We start from the raw sequence: 17,922 nt of genomic DNA, 5'->3' as shown, positions 1-17,922 counted from the left end.
ATGGCAGCGGGTTGAGGTGAGTTGTGGCAGGTTGCCCAGAAACAGCGCACATTACGCAGGATTAACCGCAGCGGTATGCTCGCCAACGCATCCAAGAAAGTGGATATGGCCAAGGAAACCACCATCGAGATCGAAGGCCGGAACCTGAAGCTGTCCAACCTGGACAAGGTGCTGTATCCGGGGGCCGGCTTCACCAAGGGCCAGCTCATCGACTATTACATCCGCATCGCGCCCTACCTTCTGCCTCATTTGCACGACCGCCCGTTGACCATGAAGCGCTATCCGGAGGGCGTCGGCGGATTCTTCTTTTACGAAAAGAACTGTCCCAAGCATCGGCCGGAATGGGTGCAAACGGCGAAGATCTGGAGCCACGGGAACAATCGCTGGATGGATTACTGCATGGTGCAGGACGTGGCGACTCTGGTGTGGGCAGCGAACCTGGCCGACATCGAGCTTCATACCTCTCTCAGCCGGGCCGCCAACATTGAGCAGCCAACAGTGCTGGTCTTCGATCTCGACCCCGGTGCGCCCGCCAACATCGTGCAGTGTTGCCAGGTCGGTTTGTGGGTGCGCGAGATTTTCGCCAAGCTCAGGCTGCAGGCCTTTCCCAAGACCTCGGGTTCGAAGGGCCTGCAGGTTTATGTCCCGCTGAACACGCCCGTCACCTACGACGTCACCAAGCCCTTTGCCCATGAGCTGGCGCGGATGCTGGAACGCGCCTATCCCGACCGCATCGTCTCTGACATGAAGAAGACTCTTCGCGTCAATAAAGTGTTCGTCGACTGGAGTCAGAACGACCAATACAAAACCACGGTCTGCGTGTATTCACTGCGCGCCAAGGATCGCCCAACCGTCTCCACGCCGGTCACCTGGGAAGAGGTCGAGCGCTGCCTTCAGAAAGAAGATGCCGAGCTGATGGTTTTCGACTCCAGCCAGGCGATTGAACGCGCCGCCGCCTCCGGCGACCGGTTCGAACCGGTGCTGAAGCTGAAGCAGAAGCTGCCGCCCCTTCCCGCGCTGCAAGAGCTTTTTGCTTCCGGCAATCTCGCCAAGGCGGCTCCTGTCCCCGCGAAAAGGAAAAAGGTTGTGGTGGCAAAAACGCCGAAGAAAAATTCCGTGCGCGTCCGGCGCGCCGGCTGACCGGTACTCTCCCCCTATTTCCTTCGCGGTTAACAAGCAAGCGTGATGCGAGTCACTGGCAATTGTGCGCCCTTCGCTGCATACTGCGTGCGCTCGTGGTATAAACCCAAGGCGAAATTCCGGCTTGGAGGTCCTTATTGTGAAAAGAACTGTCTGTTTCTTTCTGCTGTTTTTCCTGTTCTTCTGCGTTGCCTCGCAGGCCCAAACCATTACCGTGGGGTTCACCGTGTCGAAGACGGGAGCCCTCAACGTCGATTCCCTGGAGCAGTCCAACGGATTTGAGCTGTGGCGCGACCAGGTGAATGCCAAGGGCGGCATCAAAGCGGGCGGGAAGAGTTACCAAATCAAGTTCGTCTCTTACGATGACGAATCACAGGCAAAGCGAGTCCAGCAGCTGTACTCGCGTTTGATCCTGGAGGACAAGGCCGACTTCCTGTTCAGCCCCTATTCCTCTGGTTTGACCACCAGCGCGTCCATCGTTTCGGAGCAGTACGGCAAGGTGATGCTGACCACGGGCGCGGCCGACGAAAAAACCTACCGACAGGGCAACAAGTACCTGTTCCAAATTTTCGCGCCGGCGACGCAATACCTGGAGACTGCGATTGACTTACTGAAGACCAAAGATCCGAAGGCAACAATCGCCTTCGTGTATGAGGACCATGCGTTCTCGGTTGCCGTGGTGAATCCGGCGAAGCCGTATGCGCAGCAGCAAGGGTTCAACGTGGTCTTCAGCGAGGCCTATCCTCCCAACACGACGGACTTCAGCGCCATTCTCGACAAGGTAACCTCTTCCAAGGCGACGGTGCTGCTGGGCGGCGGCCACTACGCCGATGGTTCCACCCTGGCGCGGCAACTGCTTGCGCGCAAGGCCAAGATGAACATGGTCACGATATTGGTAGCACCCGACAGCCCGAAATGGTCGGAACTGGGGGACGCCGCAGTCGGCATCTGCGTGCCCTCGCAATGGGAACCGCAGGTTAGCGTGAAACCGCAGTTCGGACCGACGGTGGCGGAGTTCAACAAGGCGTACGCTGCCAAGTACAACGCCGAGCCCAGCTACGAGTCGGCGGGTGGCTATGCGGCGGGCCTGATCCTGCAGCACGCCATCGAGCAGGCCGGGAGCCTCGACTCGGAGAAGGTAGCCGCAGCACTGAACGGGCTGGATGCGACCACGTTTTACGGGCGGACCAAATTTGCCACCGCGGCGAATGAGCATGGTCTGCAAGTGGGCCACACCATGGTGATCGCGCAGTGGCAGAAGAAGGGCGGAAAGCTGACCAAGGAAGTGGTCTGGCCTCTGGCTAACAAGAGCTCCAACCTGGTTTACCCGATCCACTGATTTAGAAGGCCAGCGGCAAACGGCGGTCAACCGCTTGCTGCTGGCCAATTCCTGGACCACGAGGTAGGCAATGGGCGGCATACTGGCCTCAATGATTGATGGTGTGCTGGTCGGCTCCGTCTACGGTCTCGCGGCCATGGGCCTGAGCTTGATCTGGGGCGTGATGGACGTGATCAACCTCACCCATGGCTCGATGATCGCTCTGGGTATGTTCGGCATGTACACGCTGTTTGCCGCCTTCTCCACCAATGCATACATCCTGGTATTGCCGGTCATCGTCGCGGGGCTGGTCCTCGGGGTGATCGTGTACTGGATGTCGGTGCACTGGGTGGTGGGACGGCCGCCTCTGATGAGCCTGCTGTCCACCTTCGCCGTCAACATGATGGTGATCGGCATCGGCACGATCATCTGGAGCACGAGCCCGTACAACGTGAACTTCAGCCTGCCGGGGATTACGGTGGGTGCGTATACGTTTACCGGGAACCACATTGCGGCGGCGACCTCGGCCGTGGTAGTGGCGCTGGCGTTGGAGCTGTTCCTGTTTCGCACCCGAGCCGGCAAGGCCATTCGTGCCGTCGCCCAAAACCGTGATGCCGCGGAGTTGATGGGCATCTCCTCCACCACGGTGCTGGCCACCGCGTTCGGCATCGGCATCGCGCTGGCGGCAGCTTCGGGTGCGCTGGTATCCACACTTTTCCCCTTCACCATTCTTTCCGGCGGGGTTTACGAGCTGAAGAGTTTCGTGGTGACGGTACTGGCGGGTCTGGGCAAACCGCTGGGGGCGCTGGTCGCGGGCGTGCTGTTGGGCCTGCTGGAAGGACTGGTTTCACCCTTCATCGCGGTCAGTTGGGTGCCGCTGATTGAATTCGGCCTTTTTGTCGTGGTGCTGGTCTTTTTCCCCAAAGGCATCTTCGCGAGGGCAAACGCGTGATTGTCCGCCGGCCAGTGTTTTGGCTAATTCTGATCGTTGCGGCGCTGTTCATCGCCATCCCGCTGCGAACCAATAACGTTCCACTGCGGGAGGACCTTCTTCTTGTCGCCGTAGCCATCATCCTGGCCAGCAACCTCAACCTGATGATCGGCTACACCGGGTACGTCAATTTCGGCAACATCGTGTTTTATGGACTGGGAGGATACATCGGGCTGTACCTGGCGACGGTGAAGAGCTGGAACTTGGTGTTGGCAGCGCTGGTGGCCGGCGTGGTGGTCATGATCTTTGCCTTCCTGTTCGGGCTGGCCATCCTGCGATTACGAGGTGCGTACTTCGCGCTGGCCACGATTGGCATTCTGCAGGCGGTGCAGTCGTTCGTCTCCAATTTCGATCCCTGGGGCCGTTCCACCGGGATGTACGTTTCCTTTGAATCGTACGCGCCGCTGGGCGGCGCCATGCGCGCGCTCTGGATCACGTACTACCTTATGGTCGGGGTGATGGCGCTGTCGCTGTTTCTAAGCCTGGGAATCAAGATTTCGAAATTCGGCCTCGGGCTGTTTGCCATCCGCGAAGATGAAGACGCGGCCGTGGTCCTGGGCGTCAACACCACGGTGTACAAGGCAATCATCTATAGCCTGTCGGCGTTCTTGCCTGCGGTCGCGGGCGCGCTGATGTTCTACAAGAACGGCATGATCGATCCCCAGATCGCGTTCGAGTTGATTGCCTCCATCGAAGGCATCGTGATGCTGATGCTGGGAGGGCAGGGGACGGTGGTGGGCGCGGCGCTGGGGGCGGGGCTGTACGAGCGATTACGATCGTCGTTGCTGACCTCTCCGAAACTCTCCAACTTCCACCTGGTAATTGCGGGTGGTTTGCTGCTGCTGGTGATTCTGTTTGCGCCCGGCGGTCTGATCGGCTGGGTGTATCGGCTGGTGCCGAGAGCGCGGAAGGTGATCGAATGAGCGTGCTGCTGGAAGGCCGCGGCGTCAGCAAGCGGTTCGGAGGGCTGTTGGCGGTCTCCGACGTCAGCTTCGTCGTCAATGAAAACGAAATCCTCGGCCTGATCGGACCCAACGGCGCCGGAAAAACGACCCTGTTCAATATCATCAATGGCGTGTACAAGAACGACGGCGGCACCTTCACGTTCATGGGAAAAGACATCACCGGTTGGCCGCCGAACAAACTAGTGCACACCGGCTTGGCGCGCACCTTTCAGGTGGTGAAGCCGCTGAACGAGATGACGGTGCTGGACAACATCACCGTTGGCGCCTGCTTCGGCCGCGAGTACCTGGGACTGCGCGGCGCTCACCATGTCGCACTGGAAGTGCTGGAGAGGGTGCACCTGACAGACCGCGCCAACGTGCTGGCCAAGCACCTGACGATAGCGTTCAAGAAACGCCTGGAAGTAGCGCGCGCACTGGCGGCCAACCCCAAGCTGCTGCTGCTGGACGAAGTGCTGGCCGGATTGAATCCGACCGAAGTGGCGAAGATGCTGGAGTTGATCCGCGCCATCCGCGACCAGGGAGTTTCCATCATCATGATCGAGCACCTTATGCACGCGGTGATGAACGTCTCGGATCGGGTGATGGTGCTGAACTTCGGCATCAAGATCGCGGAAGGCAAGCCCGACGAGGTGGTGCAGGACCCGGCGGTCATCGAGGCTTACCTGGGCAGCGCCGACATCGCGGACAAATTGCGGGAGGGGCAATGAGCGAAGTTGCCCTCGAAGTCGAAAACGTCGAATCCGGGTACGGCGAGGTGCAGGTGCTGTGGGGCGTCTCGCTGAAGGTGCGCGCCGGGCAACTGACCACCATCCTGGGCGCCAATGGCGCCGGCAAGTCCACGACGCTGCGCACCATCATGCACTGGCTGAAGCCGTGGAAGGGGCGGGTGCTGCTTGGGGGGCAGGACGTGACGCGGCTCTCCATGCACGCCAAGGCGCAGCGCGGCTTGGTTCTGGTTCCGGAAGCGCGGCAATTGTTCGGCGACATGACGGTGGAAGAAAACTTGCAGATGGGCGCCTACACGGCCCGCGCCAGGAAGACCGTGGCGGCGAACCGTGATCGTGTGTACACCCTGTTTCCGCGCTTGAAGGAACGCCACGATCAGCTGGCGGGAACGCTCTCCGGCGGCGAGCAGCAGATGCTGGCGGTGGGGCGCGGGCTGATGCAGGAGCCGCAGGTGCTGATGATCGACGAGTTGTCGCTGGGCCTGTCGCCGCTGCTTGCGCAGCAGCTGTTTCTCACCCTGAAAAAGCTGAAGCAGGACGGCATGACCATTGTGCTGGTCGAGCAGAACGTACACCTGGCGCTGGCGCTGGCGGACTATGCTTACGTCATGGCCGAGGGAAGAGTGAGGCTGGAAGGGCCCGCCGAAGAAGTGGCAAACAATAACGAGGTGCGGACAGCGTACCTCGGACTGTAGCTTCCCGCTTGGTCCGGCATCGAAGACAAAAGCCAGGAACGCACTATGCCCGAGCCGGAAACAAAACCATCCTCCACCTTTTATGCCGGCACGTCAGGTTGGGCGTATGCCGCGTGGAAGCCCCAGTTTTATCCCGCCAAGTTGCCGGCAAAAGACTTCCTGAAGTTTTATTCCACGCAATTGAACGCGGTGGAGGTGAACTATTCCTTCCGCCGCATGATCAATGAAAAAACGATCGCCGCGTGGGTCGCGCAAACGCCGCCTCATTTTCGCTTTGTGCTCAAGGCGCACCAGGCAATCACCCACTTCCGGCGTTTGAAAAATGCGGAGGAGCCGCTGCAGCGCTTCCTGGAATGTATCCAGCCGCTGGCGGCAGCCGGGCGCCTGGGCCCGGTCCTGTTCCAACTACCGCCGAACCTGAAAGCCGATCTCAACCTGCTCAACGCCTTCCTGGACTTGCTGCCGGGAAAGTTGCGCGCCGCATTTGAGTTCCGCGAAACTTCGTGGTTCAGCGACGACATTTACGCACTGCTTCGCCGTCACAACGCGGCGCTGTGCATTGCAGAAAACGACGATTTGCAGACGCCCGAGGTGGTAACCGCGGACTTCGCCTACTTCCGCCTGCGGCGCTCCCAGTATTCGGCTGAGGATCGCACCCTCATTTCCGACGCCATGCGCAAGCGACTGAAACAGGCCGGCGAGCGCGAAATCTATTCCTTCTTCAAGCACGAGGAAGTCCCCGAAAGCCCTCTGTATGCGCGAGAACTGCTGGAATCGGTGAGCGGAATGTCGAACGCCGCTTAGTTGCGCCCAGGGAACCTTCTTTAGTAATTACGACGCCTGAAACTTATCGGACATAATCGCCGCGTGTGGATTGCTGCGCCCAACGACCGTATTCTTGCGGGTTTTTCTGATTACCTGAAGATCGAGAAAGGGCTGGCGCCGCTCTCGGTGAGCGCGTACCGCCGGGACCTGCTGCAGTTCGCGGCATTTCTTCAGGGGCGAAAGCCGTCGCGGGCCTTGCTGCAGGCGCGGCGGCGCGACGTTCGCGATTTTCTCGATCACCTGTTCTCGCAGCAGTCGGACGGGCGTTCGGTGGCGCGAAAACTTTCCGCCATGCGGCAGTTCTACAAGTACCTGTTGCTGGACCGGATGATCGATCAGGACCCAACCCTGAACATCGACACGCCGCGGCAATGGAAGGTCTTGCCGAAAGCGCTCTCGCGTAGCGAGACGGAGAGCATGCTGAAGCCGCGGACGCCTCTGGCAGCCGATCCGTACCGTGCGGCGATCGCGGCGAGGGACCTCGCCATGCTGGAGATGCTTTACGGCGGCGCGCTTCGGGTCAGCGAAATGATCGGGGTTGCGCTCAACGATCTCAAGATCGAGCAGGGCTACGTGCTGGTGCGGGGCAAGGGAGACAAGGAAAGAATCGTGCCGCTCGGGCGCGCCGCCGTGGAAGCGTTGCAGACGTACTTGTCGGGAGCACGACCGCTGCTGGCGGGGCAGCGCAGCTCTCCGCTGGTTTTCCTGGGCCGCGGTGCGCGCAAATTGTCGCGGCAACGCGTATGGCAGATGGTGCGTGCGACTTCGCGGGCATGTGATCGCGAGGCGTCGCCGCACATGCTTCGCCACAGTTGCGCGACCCACATGGTGGAAAACGGCGCTGACCTGCGGACAGTCCAGACGATTCTCGGCCATGCCGACATTTCGACGACGCAGGTTTATACGCACGTCGCCTCCGACCGCCTGAAGGCGGTGTTGATGAGCCATCATCCGAGGGCAAAAAAGAGAGCTCCGTTTTCCGGTTCGAAGTTGACGCTGGTGGAGCGTGCCGGCTCGTAGCAGGTGGCGTGAGTTCATGATCACGAATGGACAAGACGGGCGTGCGGCCCGCACGCCGTGCGAGAAGGGGGTTGCGAATTTCCTGCGCAACCTGCGCGAGCGGAATGCCTCGCGCCACACCGTCCACGCCTACGCGCGCGACTTGGGTGAGTTCGCGCAATTTCTCGGCGGCCAAAAGTGGGAGGAGATCGACCACCTCCAAGTGCGCGGATTTCTTTCTCGGCTGTACGAGCGCGGCTTGAGCAAGACCTCGGTGGCGCGGGCGCTGGCGGCGGTGCGCTCGCTGTATCGCTGGCTGGCGCGGGAAGGCATCGTCGAGCACAACCCGGCGGCGCTGGTGGCGACGCCGCGGCTGCCGAAAAATCTGCCGCGGGTGCCGACGATCGAGGAGATCAATTCCGTGCTCGATGCCGAGATGCCGGAGAGCCGCGCATTTCCGGAGCGCGACCGGGCGATCCTGGAATTGCTTTACGGATGCGGCTTGCGCAACTCCGAACTGGTCGGAATCAACCTGGCCGACATTCATTGGTCGAAGGGCGCAATTCTGATTCGCGGCAAAGGCAGCAAGCAGCGGGTGGTGCCCTTCGGAGAATCGGCGAGCGCAGCGTTGTCGGCGTACCTGCCCGCGCGGGAAGCGGTGCTGAAGGAGCGCAAGAAGACGTCCCCGGCGTTGCTGGTAAACCGCCTCGGCGGCAGGCTGACGACCCGAAGCGTGGGGCGGATCGTCAAGAGCATTGCCATTGCACGGGGATTGCCGCCGGACCTGCATCCGCACACGCTGCGGCACGCTTTCGGCACGCACATGCTGGAGGAAGGCGCGGACTTGCGGGCGATCCAGGAGATGCTGGGCCACGAACGGCTGGCTACAACCCAGCGTTATACGCAATTGTCCATGAAACACGTGATCGACGTTTACGACGCCACGCACCCGCGAGCCAAGTAAACGGCGCTGTTCAAGGAGCAAGCTATGAGTTCGATAGCTGCAGCAACGGCCGGCCGCGAGTCCCAGGCCGCCCGCGCGGGTAAAGAAAGTTGCGCTGCGCCGGCGGCTGGGGGCGGTGAACCGCGAATTGTGGCTGCTGCTGGGAATGTTCGCGATCGCGCTGCTACTGAATTCGATGGTGGCACAGCATCGCATGCTCCTCGGCTTCTACGTGCTGCCGACTATTTTCTCAGCCTACTTTTATGGCCGGCGCCACGCCGTACTGACAGCCGTTGCGAGCGTGTTGCTGATCCTGGCAATCGCCTACTTCAACCCGGTGGTGCTGGGCAGGAGTTTCGAGTTCATCGCCGAGGAACCGTGGTTCGACTTCGTGGTCTCAAGCCTAGTGGGCCGCGGCAGCGGCAGCGGCGGCGCGGCACTTGGGCTCACGCAATGGCGTCCACATCTTCATGACGCGGGACTTCAATTCTGCCGTCAGCCGATCGTATTCCGCTTCAAGATTGGAGACGTGCTGCGGCGGGTAAATGGGATCGCCAAAGACGATCTTCAGGCGAGTGAACTTTTGGAAACCCTTGCCGCGCGGCCAAGCTTCAAAAAATCCATCCAAAGCAACGGGAACGACCGGCACCTTCAAATGAGTGGCGAGAATGGCAGCGCCTTTCTTGAAGACTTTAGGCGTGCCGTCGATGCTGCGTTCGCCTTCAGGATAAAGGACCAGGACCTTGCCGTGGCGCAAGCCGTAGGCCCCGGCGCGCATGGCGGGCACGAGATTGGAGTCGGGATCGACCGGAATGAGCCGGAATGTGCGTGCCAGCATGCGCATGAAGCCGTTGCCGAAGATCTCGCTCGTACCTACATAAAATGTTTCGCGGAAAACAGAGTAGGGAAAAACACTTACCAAGATCGGCGCGTCGATAAAGCTTTGGTGGTTGGGCGAGATGATAAACGGCCCTTGCTGCGGCAGCTTCTCGATGCCTGAGACTTCGAGCCCGAAGCGGTCGCGCACAAAAAGGTTGAGCAATCGAGTGAGCAGGAACCATGCGCGCTCGGCGACGGGCTTGCGGCGAGCGACGGCGAGCACTTCCGGATCGGTGGGGTCGGTGTTGAGGACCCCGTCCCAGGCCTGGAGGTGTTGAACACGCGCTGAGGAGCCGGTGTTCTGGCGAATGGCGTCCACCAGTTCGCGGACGGTATAGACCTCCGAGACCACGGTGTCCGGAACGCTGGCGCCAAGTTCGCGCTCGAGGGCGACCAGAAGCTCGACCCGCTCCATGGAATCGAGGCCGAGGTCGAGTTCGAGGCTGTCGCGAGGATGAATCTGCTTTCGATTGCTGTCGGCGGAGATGCGCCGGATCGCTTCCAGAGCGCGAACGACCGTGGGTTCTGCAAGCCATTCCTGCTCGTCCTCAGTAAGTGAGCGGACCATGGCTTCGCCCTTGGGCTGTGCCGAGGATTCGTCTGCCTTGATGCGACGCTCCACTTCAAAGCGTTTGATCTTGCGGGTGGTGGTGCGCGGCAGGTCCTCCTGCCAGATATCGAAGCCGAGAATACGCTTGGTAGGTGGCAACTGCGCGGACAAGGTTTCGATATCGAAGCGGACCACTTCGCGCGCGTTCACGATTTTGCGCTCCCGCAGCACCTCGAAGTTGGGAACCACCACCGCGTGCAGGCGCTCGGCGATGGGTTCGCCCGGGCGGTTCTGCAAACCCAGGACGCAAATTTCCTTGATGAAGGGACTCTTGAGGTAGTGCGCTTCGATTTCGTCCGGGTAGATGTTTTTCCCGTTGCTGAGGACGATGACATCCTTTTCGCGGCCGGTGATGAAGACGTTTCCGCGGCTGTCGATATAACCGAGATCGCCGGTGTGCAGCCAGCCGTCACGAATGCCCTCGGCGGTGGCCTGCGGGCGGTCGTAGTAACCCTTCATGACCAGCGGCCCGCGAAGCAGGATTTCTCCGATCGCAGGACCGGAACCGTCGTCGAGGGGCTTGGCATCGCGTAATTTCAGTTCCATCCCATGCAGAGGCTTGCCGACGGAACCTAGCATGTTGTCGTCGGGAGGCGTGCCGATGGCGCCGCCGGCGGTTTCGGTCAGGCCGTAGCCTTGGAGCAGTTCGAAGCCCATGGCGTAGAAGTCGCGGGCAATGCCGGGATCGAGCTTGGATCCGCCGGAGATCAAGTAACGCATCTTTGGACCAAGCGCGGCGTGAACCGAGCGGAATAGCAGCTTTCCAAGATTCAACTTAAAACCACGGGCGAAGCGCGACAAGTGCAGCAGAGCGCGAAAAGCGCTCTCGGCGAGGCGGCCGCGCGCCCGGGCCTGATTTTGGATGCGTTCGTGAATGAGATAGAAAAACTGCGGGACGCAGCAGAACAGGGTGATGTCGCACTCGCGCAGGGCACGTAGCAGTTCCTGGGTATTGAGCGATTCGAGGAAAACGATGCGGGCGCCACCGGCCAGGGGCAGGAGAAGGTTCGCCATCTGCGCGAGCGCGTGAAACAGCGGCAGCACGCCCAGGATCGCGTCGCGGGGTGTGACGTCGAGCAGGCGAAAGACACCCTCAGTCTCGGCTTTGAAATTGTCGTGCGTCAGCATGACGCCTTTGGGATCGCTGGTGGTGCCGGAGGTGTAGAGGATGGCAGCGGTGTCGTCGCCGGCAGCGTCAGCAACGACAAAGCCGGCAGACCCGGCCTGGAGCACGGAATCGAAATCGGGAGCGGAAGCCGGGGAGGCGGTTGCGTCCAGCAGCATTAAGCGAATCGGGGCGCCGGCAATGGCGCGTTGCGCGACGGGCAGGTGCCGGGCGTCAACGAACAGAAGGGAAGAGCCGCTGGCCTGAAGCAGCTTGGAAACCTGATCGGAATTGAACGCGGTGTCGAGCGGGACGGAAACCATGCCGGCAGCGACGGTGCCGAGATAGCACGCAATCCAGCGGGGGCCGTTGGCGGCGAGAATGGCGCAGCGGGAGCCCCGGTCAAGGCCGGTGGAAGTGAGCCACTTTCCGACGCATTCGGCCGCGGAGCGCAGTTGCCGGTAGGAAACGCGTTCCGGGGGCCCGGCGTGGCGTTGGATCTCAACTGCCAAGTGGTCCGGCCAGCGCTCCACCGACTGCAAGAAACGGTTGTAGAAATTGGCCATGGACGGAACGTGAGTGTAGCGGATTGAGAGCGGTAGCGCAGCAGGAAAACCGCGGCAAGCAGCGACAGCGGGGACAGCGCTGGATTATGTCGGCACTACCGTTTTGAAGGGACAATTCGGGCGCGCTTTTCGCATCCCCTAAGCGGCCGTGGAATCTAATTACGGGTGCGATGGAGGCCCTTTCCGTGTCCAGCACTACCAGCCATTCTCAGCTCGCTCCGAACCTGGCCATTTTCCAGCAGCGCCGAGTCGATGTCCTAGTTTCTGTGCAGAAGGCGGCACAGCAGATCGCTTCCATTCTCGAGCTCGACGAACTGCTTGACACAATTGTCCACCGCATTGCCGTCGAGTTTGGCTGCATTGAATCCAGCATTCTGCTGGTGGAGGGCGACCAATTTCATCTCGCAGCGGTGCACGGCTGCACGCAGTCCAAGAAGGGCGAACGTTTCCCGGTAACGGAGGGGTTATCTGGCCAGGTTTTAATAACCGGAAGACCGCATTACGCTCGCGATGTCTCGCAGGAACTGCACTACCGGCCGTGCGAACCCGAGACCCGTTCTGAAGTCGTGATTCCCTTGAAGGTAGGCGACCGGGTGATTGGCGTATTCGGGGCTTCCCACCACGAAGTGGATGCCTTCCCCAAGGCGCAGGTCGAGATACTCAAGGCGCTGGCCGGCCACATTGCGGTAGCGGTGGACAACGCGCAACGAATCAAGAAGGAGCGTCACCAGACTCAGCACATACGCGACGAGCAGGAGGAGGCTCGTCGTATTCAGCAGAGCCTGCTGCCGCGCAGCGCGCCGTTGCTGCCCGGGTTTCAACTGGAGACGGAGTGGGTACCAGCCGGCGCTGTCGGCGGCGATTGGTATGACTTCATTCCACTTGCCGACGGGCGCGTCGCCATTGTCCTCGCCGATGTTTCCGGCAAAGGCATGCCGGCGGCGTTGCTGATGTCAGCCGTGCGCGGCATCCTGCGTTCGCTGGCCCCCCTGGCGAGCGGCCCGGGAGAGGTGCTGGCGCGAGTGAACCAGATACTACTTGACGACGTACCGACTGGCCGCTACGTCACCATGATCTATGCGGTGCTCGATTCGGCGTGCCGGACACTCACCTTCGCCAGCGCTGGTCATCCCTGGCCGTTGCTGTGCCACGGAAATGAGGTGCGTCCGCTCCATACCGACGCCGGCATGCCGCTTGGTTTGCTTCCCAGCGAATTTACCGAGCACACGTTGACCCTGTGCCGTGATTTCCGCCTGCTGTTTTATACCGACGGAATTTCCGAAGCGTTGAACTGCGAAGAGCAGGAATTCGGAAGCGCTCGCCTGCACGACTTCATATCGTCGCACGATTGCAGCGTGTCGCAATTGATGGGTGCCATCCATCAGTTTGGCGGCGAATGCGGGCTGAAGGATGACGCCACGGTGATCCTGCTGCGCAGCGTTTCGGTCTAGCGCGCTACCGCTCTCCAGGTATTAAATTTCTCTTCGATTAGGAAACGAACTGGCTGTGATTTGGTTCGACGTGTCCGACATTGGAGAAGACGGCCGGCGAACTCAGAAAGTTCTCTGTTCCAGGGAAACGGAAGGCACGCTGAATCGTTGGTCCGCATACTATAGTCCTTGAGAAATCACCGCGAGCAATCACCGCGAAACTTTTCACGAGCGCTGATCGGAGGAAGTCGGTTTGACTTGGACACAGCTGGTGCAAGCGACGATGACCGCGTTGGTGGTCTGCTCCTCGATCGCACTCTGGCCTCAAACCCTACCTCTCAATCAACGTGTCCTAGTCGTATACAACTCTGATTTGAAAGAGTCGAAGAAGGTGGCGGAGTACTACATGGCGCGGCGCGGCATCCCAGTCGGGAACCAATGCGCCATTCGCCCCAATATATTCATTCGTGGCCCCTGGTCTGAAATCTCTGTGAACGAGTATCTGCGAAATGAACAGGCGCAGATACGAAAGTGCCTCAGTCGGGTGGGTAAGACCAAGATCCTGTACATAGTCCAGACCTACGCAACGCCCTATCAGTTGAAGGGAATGCCGCAGAACAGTGGGTTGGCCGTGGACCAGAGGCTCGCCGACATCTGGAACGAGGCGCCCCAAGCTGGAATGGAGGCAAACCCATATTACGGCGGTGGTTCGGCGAAGACGAATATGTATCCCCCATTCGTCTCATTCGCCCAGTTCCGCGACCGTCCCAACGCACCAACGATTTACTCGGTGTGGCGGCTGGACGCAGACACGCCTGAACTGGCACGAGGGCTGGTGGACAAAGCGATGTACGCGGAGCAACGTGGGCTGAAAGGGCGGGCCTGCTTCGACCTGCGTACGCCAGAGGTGGAGAAGCTGGATGAGTCGGGCTACAGCGCTGGCGAATGGTGGCTGCACCGCGCGGCGGCTTTCGCCCGACAGGCCCACCTCAGCGTCATTGAAGACACGAAGCCGGAGGAGTTCAGTTCTCCCGGCAACCGCTGCGACAACGCGATTCTGTACTCCGGCTGGTATTCGCTGAATAATTACAACGACGCTTTCACCTGGGCCGTGGGCGCAATCGGCTGGCATCTGGATAGCGCTTCGGCACAGAATCCACGCGGCGGCGCCAACTGGTCGGCGAATGCGCTGAAGCGAGGAATCACGGTGACAGCTGGCGCGGTCGGGGAACCATTCCTTACAGGATTGCCGCGTCCCGACCTCATCGTGCACGATCTGCTGCAAGGCGCGAACGTAGGCGACTCGTTCCTGCGGGGCACGCCGTGGCTGAGCTGGATGATCATTTACATTGGTGATCCTCTTTACAGGCCTTTTGCACATCCTGCTCTGCCGTTCCCTTAAAGATCAGGCGTTCGGACTATGCGGCGGCTCCAGCTCCCTACTCTCCTGCTGTTATGTGAAAAAGATTGCGGGCTACTACCACAAATTTCATTCCCGAAATTTGCGAAACCCGCTTGCCAAGCGGGTTTTCGACGGGTATGATGCGCCGCATCATTCCAGGGTAGCCGCCCACTCGGCAACACGTGATCGATAAGAATCTTACCGGGCTCAATGATCCGCGCCTTCATAGCCTGAACTACGTCGCCTGAACTACGTCCTATTTCCGGTCTCAAAAACACAGGCCTGCATTACATCTTCCCAAGGAGAACTCTCATGAAGCCGACTACCCGTCATGTTCAAATTCGCCGTGCGATAGTGGGGTTGCTCGCTGTGTTCATCGTGGCGGCAATCGGCCTCGTCGCAAGAACGAGTGGATCGCGCTCGCTCAAGGCCCAAGCGGATGCGATCGTAGGCAAGAAGGGCGATGTTGGTGAAATCAAACCCGGCAGGAACGCAGAAGCCGGCTTCGGCGCGAGCGAAAAACGCGGGCCTGACTTTTCGCCCGACATCCAGGCATATTTGATCCGGGCGTACCCCGCGGCTGAGATTCCGATGGCAGCGACGCTAGCCGCACAGAGCGGCTGGGCGTCCCTCAATGCCGGAACCCACTCGGCCGGAACCTGGCAGCTCATTGGTCCGAGCAAGGCGACGCAGCCGGGTGTCTTGGACGTCCTGGCTGACGGGGCACAGTACGTCACAGCGGGCCGGGTCACCGCGATGGCGATTGGACCAGCTTGCCATAGCGGTGGCTGCCCAATTTACGTCGCGGCCGCCGGCGGCGGCATCTGGCGGACAAGGGACGGGCTGGCCGGGAGCCCCAGGTGGGAGTTTGTCTCAGGCAGCTTCGCCACCAATGCGATAGGATCGCTAGTCGTTGATCCGAACGACGCGACCGGCAATACGCTCTATGCCGGCACCGGCGAGCCGAATATCTCAGCCGACTCCGAAGCCGGCATGGGAATCTACAAATCCACTGATGGCGGCAACACCTGGACTCTGCTCCCGGGCAGCATCGCCGCTGCGTCCAACTTCCGAGGCCGCGCTGTCGCGAGCTTAGCGATCACTCCCAGCGGCGACATCCTTGCCGGGATCGCGCGCGCTGTTCGGGGCGTCAGTTCCACGGACGGCGCAACGACATCTAACCCGCCGGCGGCGACGAACCCGGCCACGTTTGGCGTCTACAAGTCGTCGGACGGCGGCGCGACGTTTACCAACGTCTCTACCGCCTTGGGTTCGGTGCGCGGCGTGAATCAGGTCGCAGTCGACCCGAACAACGGCTCGATTTATTATGCGTCGTTCCTTGGGGAGGGCGTCTGGCGCTCGTCCAACTCGGGTGCGACGTGGACCCAGATCAAGAACCCGCTTAACCCGCCGAACAATGCTAACAATACGGACCGCTCTGAGTTCGCGCTGGCGAACAACAATGGGACCACTCGGATGTATGTCGGAATTGGCGCCTCCGGCGGGCCCGCGTCGCGCTTCTACCGCGCAGACAATGCGCAAACCGCGACCAACGCCAGCTTCGTCGACAAAACGACGACGCAGAACATCGGTTACTGCGATCCGCAGTGCTGGTACGATAACTTTGCTTACTCGCCGCCTGGCTTTCCCGATGTTGTCTATCTGCTAGGTTCGTTCAGCTACGGCCAGCTCGGCGGTGTATCGAACGGCCGCGCTGTGCTGCTATCGACCGACGGCGGAGCGACGTGGAGCGATCTGACGCTGGACGGCGATCCGAACCACGCCGACGGTACGCATCCCGACCAGCATGCGATCGTCGTCAACCCCAACAACCCATTTCAGTACTGGGAAGGATCGGATGGAGGTGTGGTCCGTTCAGACGGCAACTTTGCCAACGTCTCCTACAAGTGCAACACGCGCGGCTTGAGCCCGAGTGGGTTGTCGCTTTGCCAGAGCCTGCTCTGGCGCGTGCCCAATCAGCTCTACAGCATGAACGAAGCTTTCTCGACGTTGCAGTTCCAAAGTCTTTCGGCCAGCGCCAAACGACCTCAGAACAACGCCCAGGGCGGGACGCAGGACAATGGCACGTGGCAGTACTCGGGTTCGCCAGTTGTCTGGTATCAGGAGATGTACGGCGACGGCGGGCAGTCCGGATTTAGTGCCGCAGACGACTCACTGCGTTTTAATACCTTCACCGGCCAGGCGAACGACGCCAACTTCCGCAATGGCGATCCGACGAGGTGGGTTTTCATCAGTGCACCGATCTTCCTTAGCCCGGAGAGCTCGTACTTCTACCCCCCCATCATCGCTGACCCGAACCCGGCACAGGGAGGGACCATCTTCCAAGGCTCGTTCAGTGTGTGGCGGACGCAGGATTGGGGAGGCAGCCGTAGTTTCCTTGAGGCCAATTGCCCGGAGCTCGGGAACATTCCGAACTTCCCAGCCTGCGGTGACTTCGTGCGCGTTGGGCCGACCGGGGCGACAGACTTGACCGCGGCGGCGTTAGGGACCCGGGCAGGCGGCGCCGTAGCCACGATCACGCGTATGCCGAGCAACACGGGGACGCTCTGGGTGGCAACCGGCACCGGTCGCGTGTTCATTTCTGACAACGCCGATGCAGCGGCAAATTCGGTGACGTTCACACGCCTTGACAGCACCGCTGCGAACTCACCCGGCCGCTTCGTTACCGGGATTGCGGTTGACCCGACCACGGTTGACCCGACGAAACCGCGTCACGCATGGGTCTCGTACTCGGGCTACAACGTCAACACCCCCGCCCAGCCGGGCCACGTGTTTGAGGTGACCTTGAGCGGAAGCACGGCCACGTGGACAGACGTAAGCTATAACTTGCCCGATTTGCCCATCACTGCCCTGGTTCGCGACGACGTCACCGGCGACCTGTACGCCGCCAGTGATTTCGGCGTCATGCGGCTCGCCCACGGGACGACGACCTGGACGGTCGCCGGCTCAGGCTTGCCGATGGTCGAAGTTCCCGGCCTGACCATCATTCCAAGCGCGCGTTTGCTCTACGCTGCTACCCACGGACGTAGCGCCTGGGTACTTCAATTGCCATAGAACAAGCGCACCCTTCCGCAGGCGCCTCCGTGTGGGGGCGCCTTTTTCCTGTCACGTAGCAAACGAGCACTTCAGTGTTACAGTTCGAAACTGTACTGAATACCGACAAGGGATGTGGTGCAAAAGAATTCCCGGAGATTGTGAACCCTTGAGTCGGAACAGCGGCGCTACTCCGCCTGGATGCCCAGATGGGTATCGAGCTCCGCAGGAGGATAGATTAAAGTCCTTCATCACTCACTAACATCGCCCGCGGA

The 17,922-nt window shown here is 60.7% G+C and carries 13 protein-coding genes; 12 read left to right on the top strand and 1 reads right to left on the bottom strand.

Annotated elements, in window-relative coordinates; genetic code table 11:
* Window positions 1–75 precede the first annotated feature (75 nt).
* The 9 genes from ligD to VFI82_04340 all read left to right on the top strand — a co-directional run bounded on the left by ligD (window position 76) and on the right by VFI82_04340 (window position 8,622).
* Entirely contained in the window at window positions 76–1,140 is a 1,065-nt protein-coding gene (gene ligD, locus VFI82_04380) for a non-homologous end-joining DNA ligase (GenBank protein HET7183895.1), read from the top strand.
* A gap of 139 nt (window positions 1,141–1,279) precedes the next feature.
* Window positions 1,280–2,479: an amino acid ABC transporter substrate-binding protein gene (locus VFI82_04375; protein HET7183894.1), complete on the top strand. Its 1,200-nt coding sequence runs from the start codon at window positions 1,280–1,282 to the stop codon at window positions 2,477–2,479.
* A gap of 70 nt (window positions 2,480–2,549) precedes the next feature.
* Window positions 2,550–3,410, top strand: coding sequence for a branched-chain amino acid ABC transporter permease (locus VFI82_04370; protein HET7183893.1), 861 nt, complete (start codon window positions 2,550–2,552; stop codon window positions 3,408–3,410).
* Between the two features lie 14 nt (window positions 3,411–3,424).
* The gene (locus tag VFI82_04365) at window positions 3,425–4,372 is read left to right on the top strand and encodes a branched-chain amino acid ABC transporter permease (GenBank protein ID HET7183892.1); all 948 of its coding nucleotides are present in this window, start codon (window positions 3,425–3,427) and stop codon (window positions 4,370–4,372) included.
* Window positions 4,369–5,121, top strand: a complete 753-nt coding sequence (locus VFI82_04360) for an ABC transporter ATP-binding protein (GenBank protein HET7183891.1) — start codon at window positions 4,369–4,371, stop codon at window positions 5,119–5,121. Before VFI82_04365 ends, VFI82_04360 begins: the two co-directional genes overlap by 4 nt.
* On the top strand, window positions 5,118–5,834 hold the full coding sequence (locus VFI82_04355) for an ABC transporter ATP-binding protein (protein HET7183890.1): 717 nt from the start codon (window positions 5,118–5,120) through the stop codon (window positions 5,832–5,834). The genes VFI82_04360 and VFI82_04355 overlap by 4 nt, the downstream gene beginning before the upstream one ends.
* A 45-nt stretch (window positions 5,835–5,879) precedes the next feature.
* Window positions 5,880–6,638: a DUF72 domain-containing protein gene (locus tag VFI82_04350; protein ID HET7183889.1), complete on the top strand. Its 759-nt coding sequence runs from the start codon at window positions 5,880–5,882 to the stop codon at window positions 6,636–6,638.
* A 63-nt stretch (window positions 6,639–6,701) separates the two neighbouring features.
* Window positions 6,702–7,679, top strand: a complete 978-nt coding sequence (locus VFI82_04345; protein HET7183888.1) for a tyrosine recombinase — start codon at window positions 6,702–6,704, stop codon at window positions 7,677–7,679.
* Window positions 7,680–7,695: 16 nt separating this feature from the next.
* Window positions 7,696–8,622, top strand: a complete 927-nt coding sequence (locus tag VFI82_04340) for a tyrosine recombinase XerC (GenBank protein ID HET7183887.1) — start codon at window positions 7,696–7,698, stop codon at window positions 8,620–8,622.
* A 382-nt stretch (window positions 8,623–9,004) separates the two neighbouring features.
* On the opposite strand, the gene VFI82_04335 is transcribed toward VFI82_04340, so the two are convergent.
* Window positions 9,005–11,761, bottom strand: coding sequence for an AMP-binding protein (locus tag VFI82_04335; GenBank protein HET7183886.1), 2,757 nt, complete (start codon window positions 11,759–11,761; stop codon window positions 9,005–9,007).
* Window positions 11,762–11,946: 185 nt separating this feature from the next.
* On the opposite strand from VFI82_04335, the gene VFI82_04330 reads away from it, so the two are divergent.
* The 3 genes from VFI82_04330 to VFI82_04320 all read left to right on the top strand — a co-directional run bounded on the left by VFI82_04330 (window position 11,947) and on the right by VFI82_04320 (window position 17,668).
* Window positions 11,947–13,212, top strand: a complete 1,266-nt coding sequence (locus tag VFI82_04330) for a GAF domain-containing SpoIIE family protein phosphatase (protein HET7183885.1) — start codon at window positions 11,947–11,949, stop codon at window positions 13,210–13,212.
* Between the two features lie 262 nt (window positions 13,213–13,474).
* A complete protein-coding gene (locus VFI82_04325; GenBank protein ID HET7183884.1) occupies window positions 13,475–14,593 on the top strand; it encodes a TIGR03790 family protein in 1,119 nt (372 codons plus the stop codon).
* A gap of 312 nt (window positions 14,594–14,905) precedes the next feature.
* Complete coding sequence (locus tag VFI82_04320) at window positions 14,906–17,668, top strand: hypothetical protein (protein ID HET7183883.1); 2,763 nt, start codon at window positions 14,906–14,908, stop codon at window positions 17,666–17,668.
* Window positions 17,669–17,922 lie beyond the last annotated feature (254 nt).

This window comes from Terriglobales bacterium, assembly GCA_035691485.1.
GTDB lineage: Bacteria > Acidobacteriota > Terriglobia > Terriglobales > Acidobacteriaceae > JAIQGF01.
Note: the sequence above shows the minus strand (reverse complement) of the source record. Positions and strands in the feature narration are given on the sequence as shown.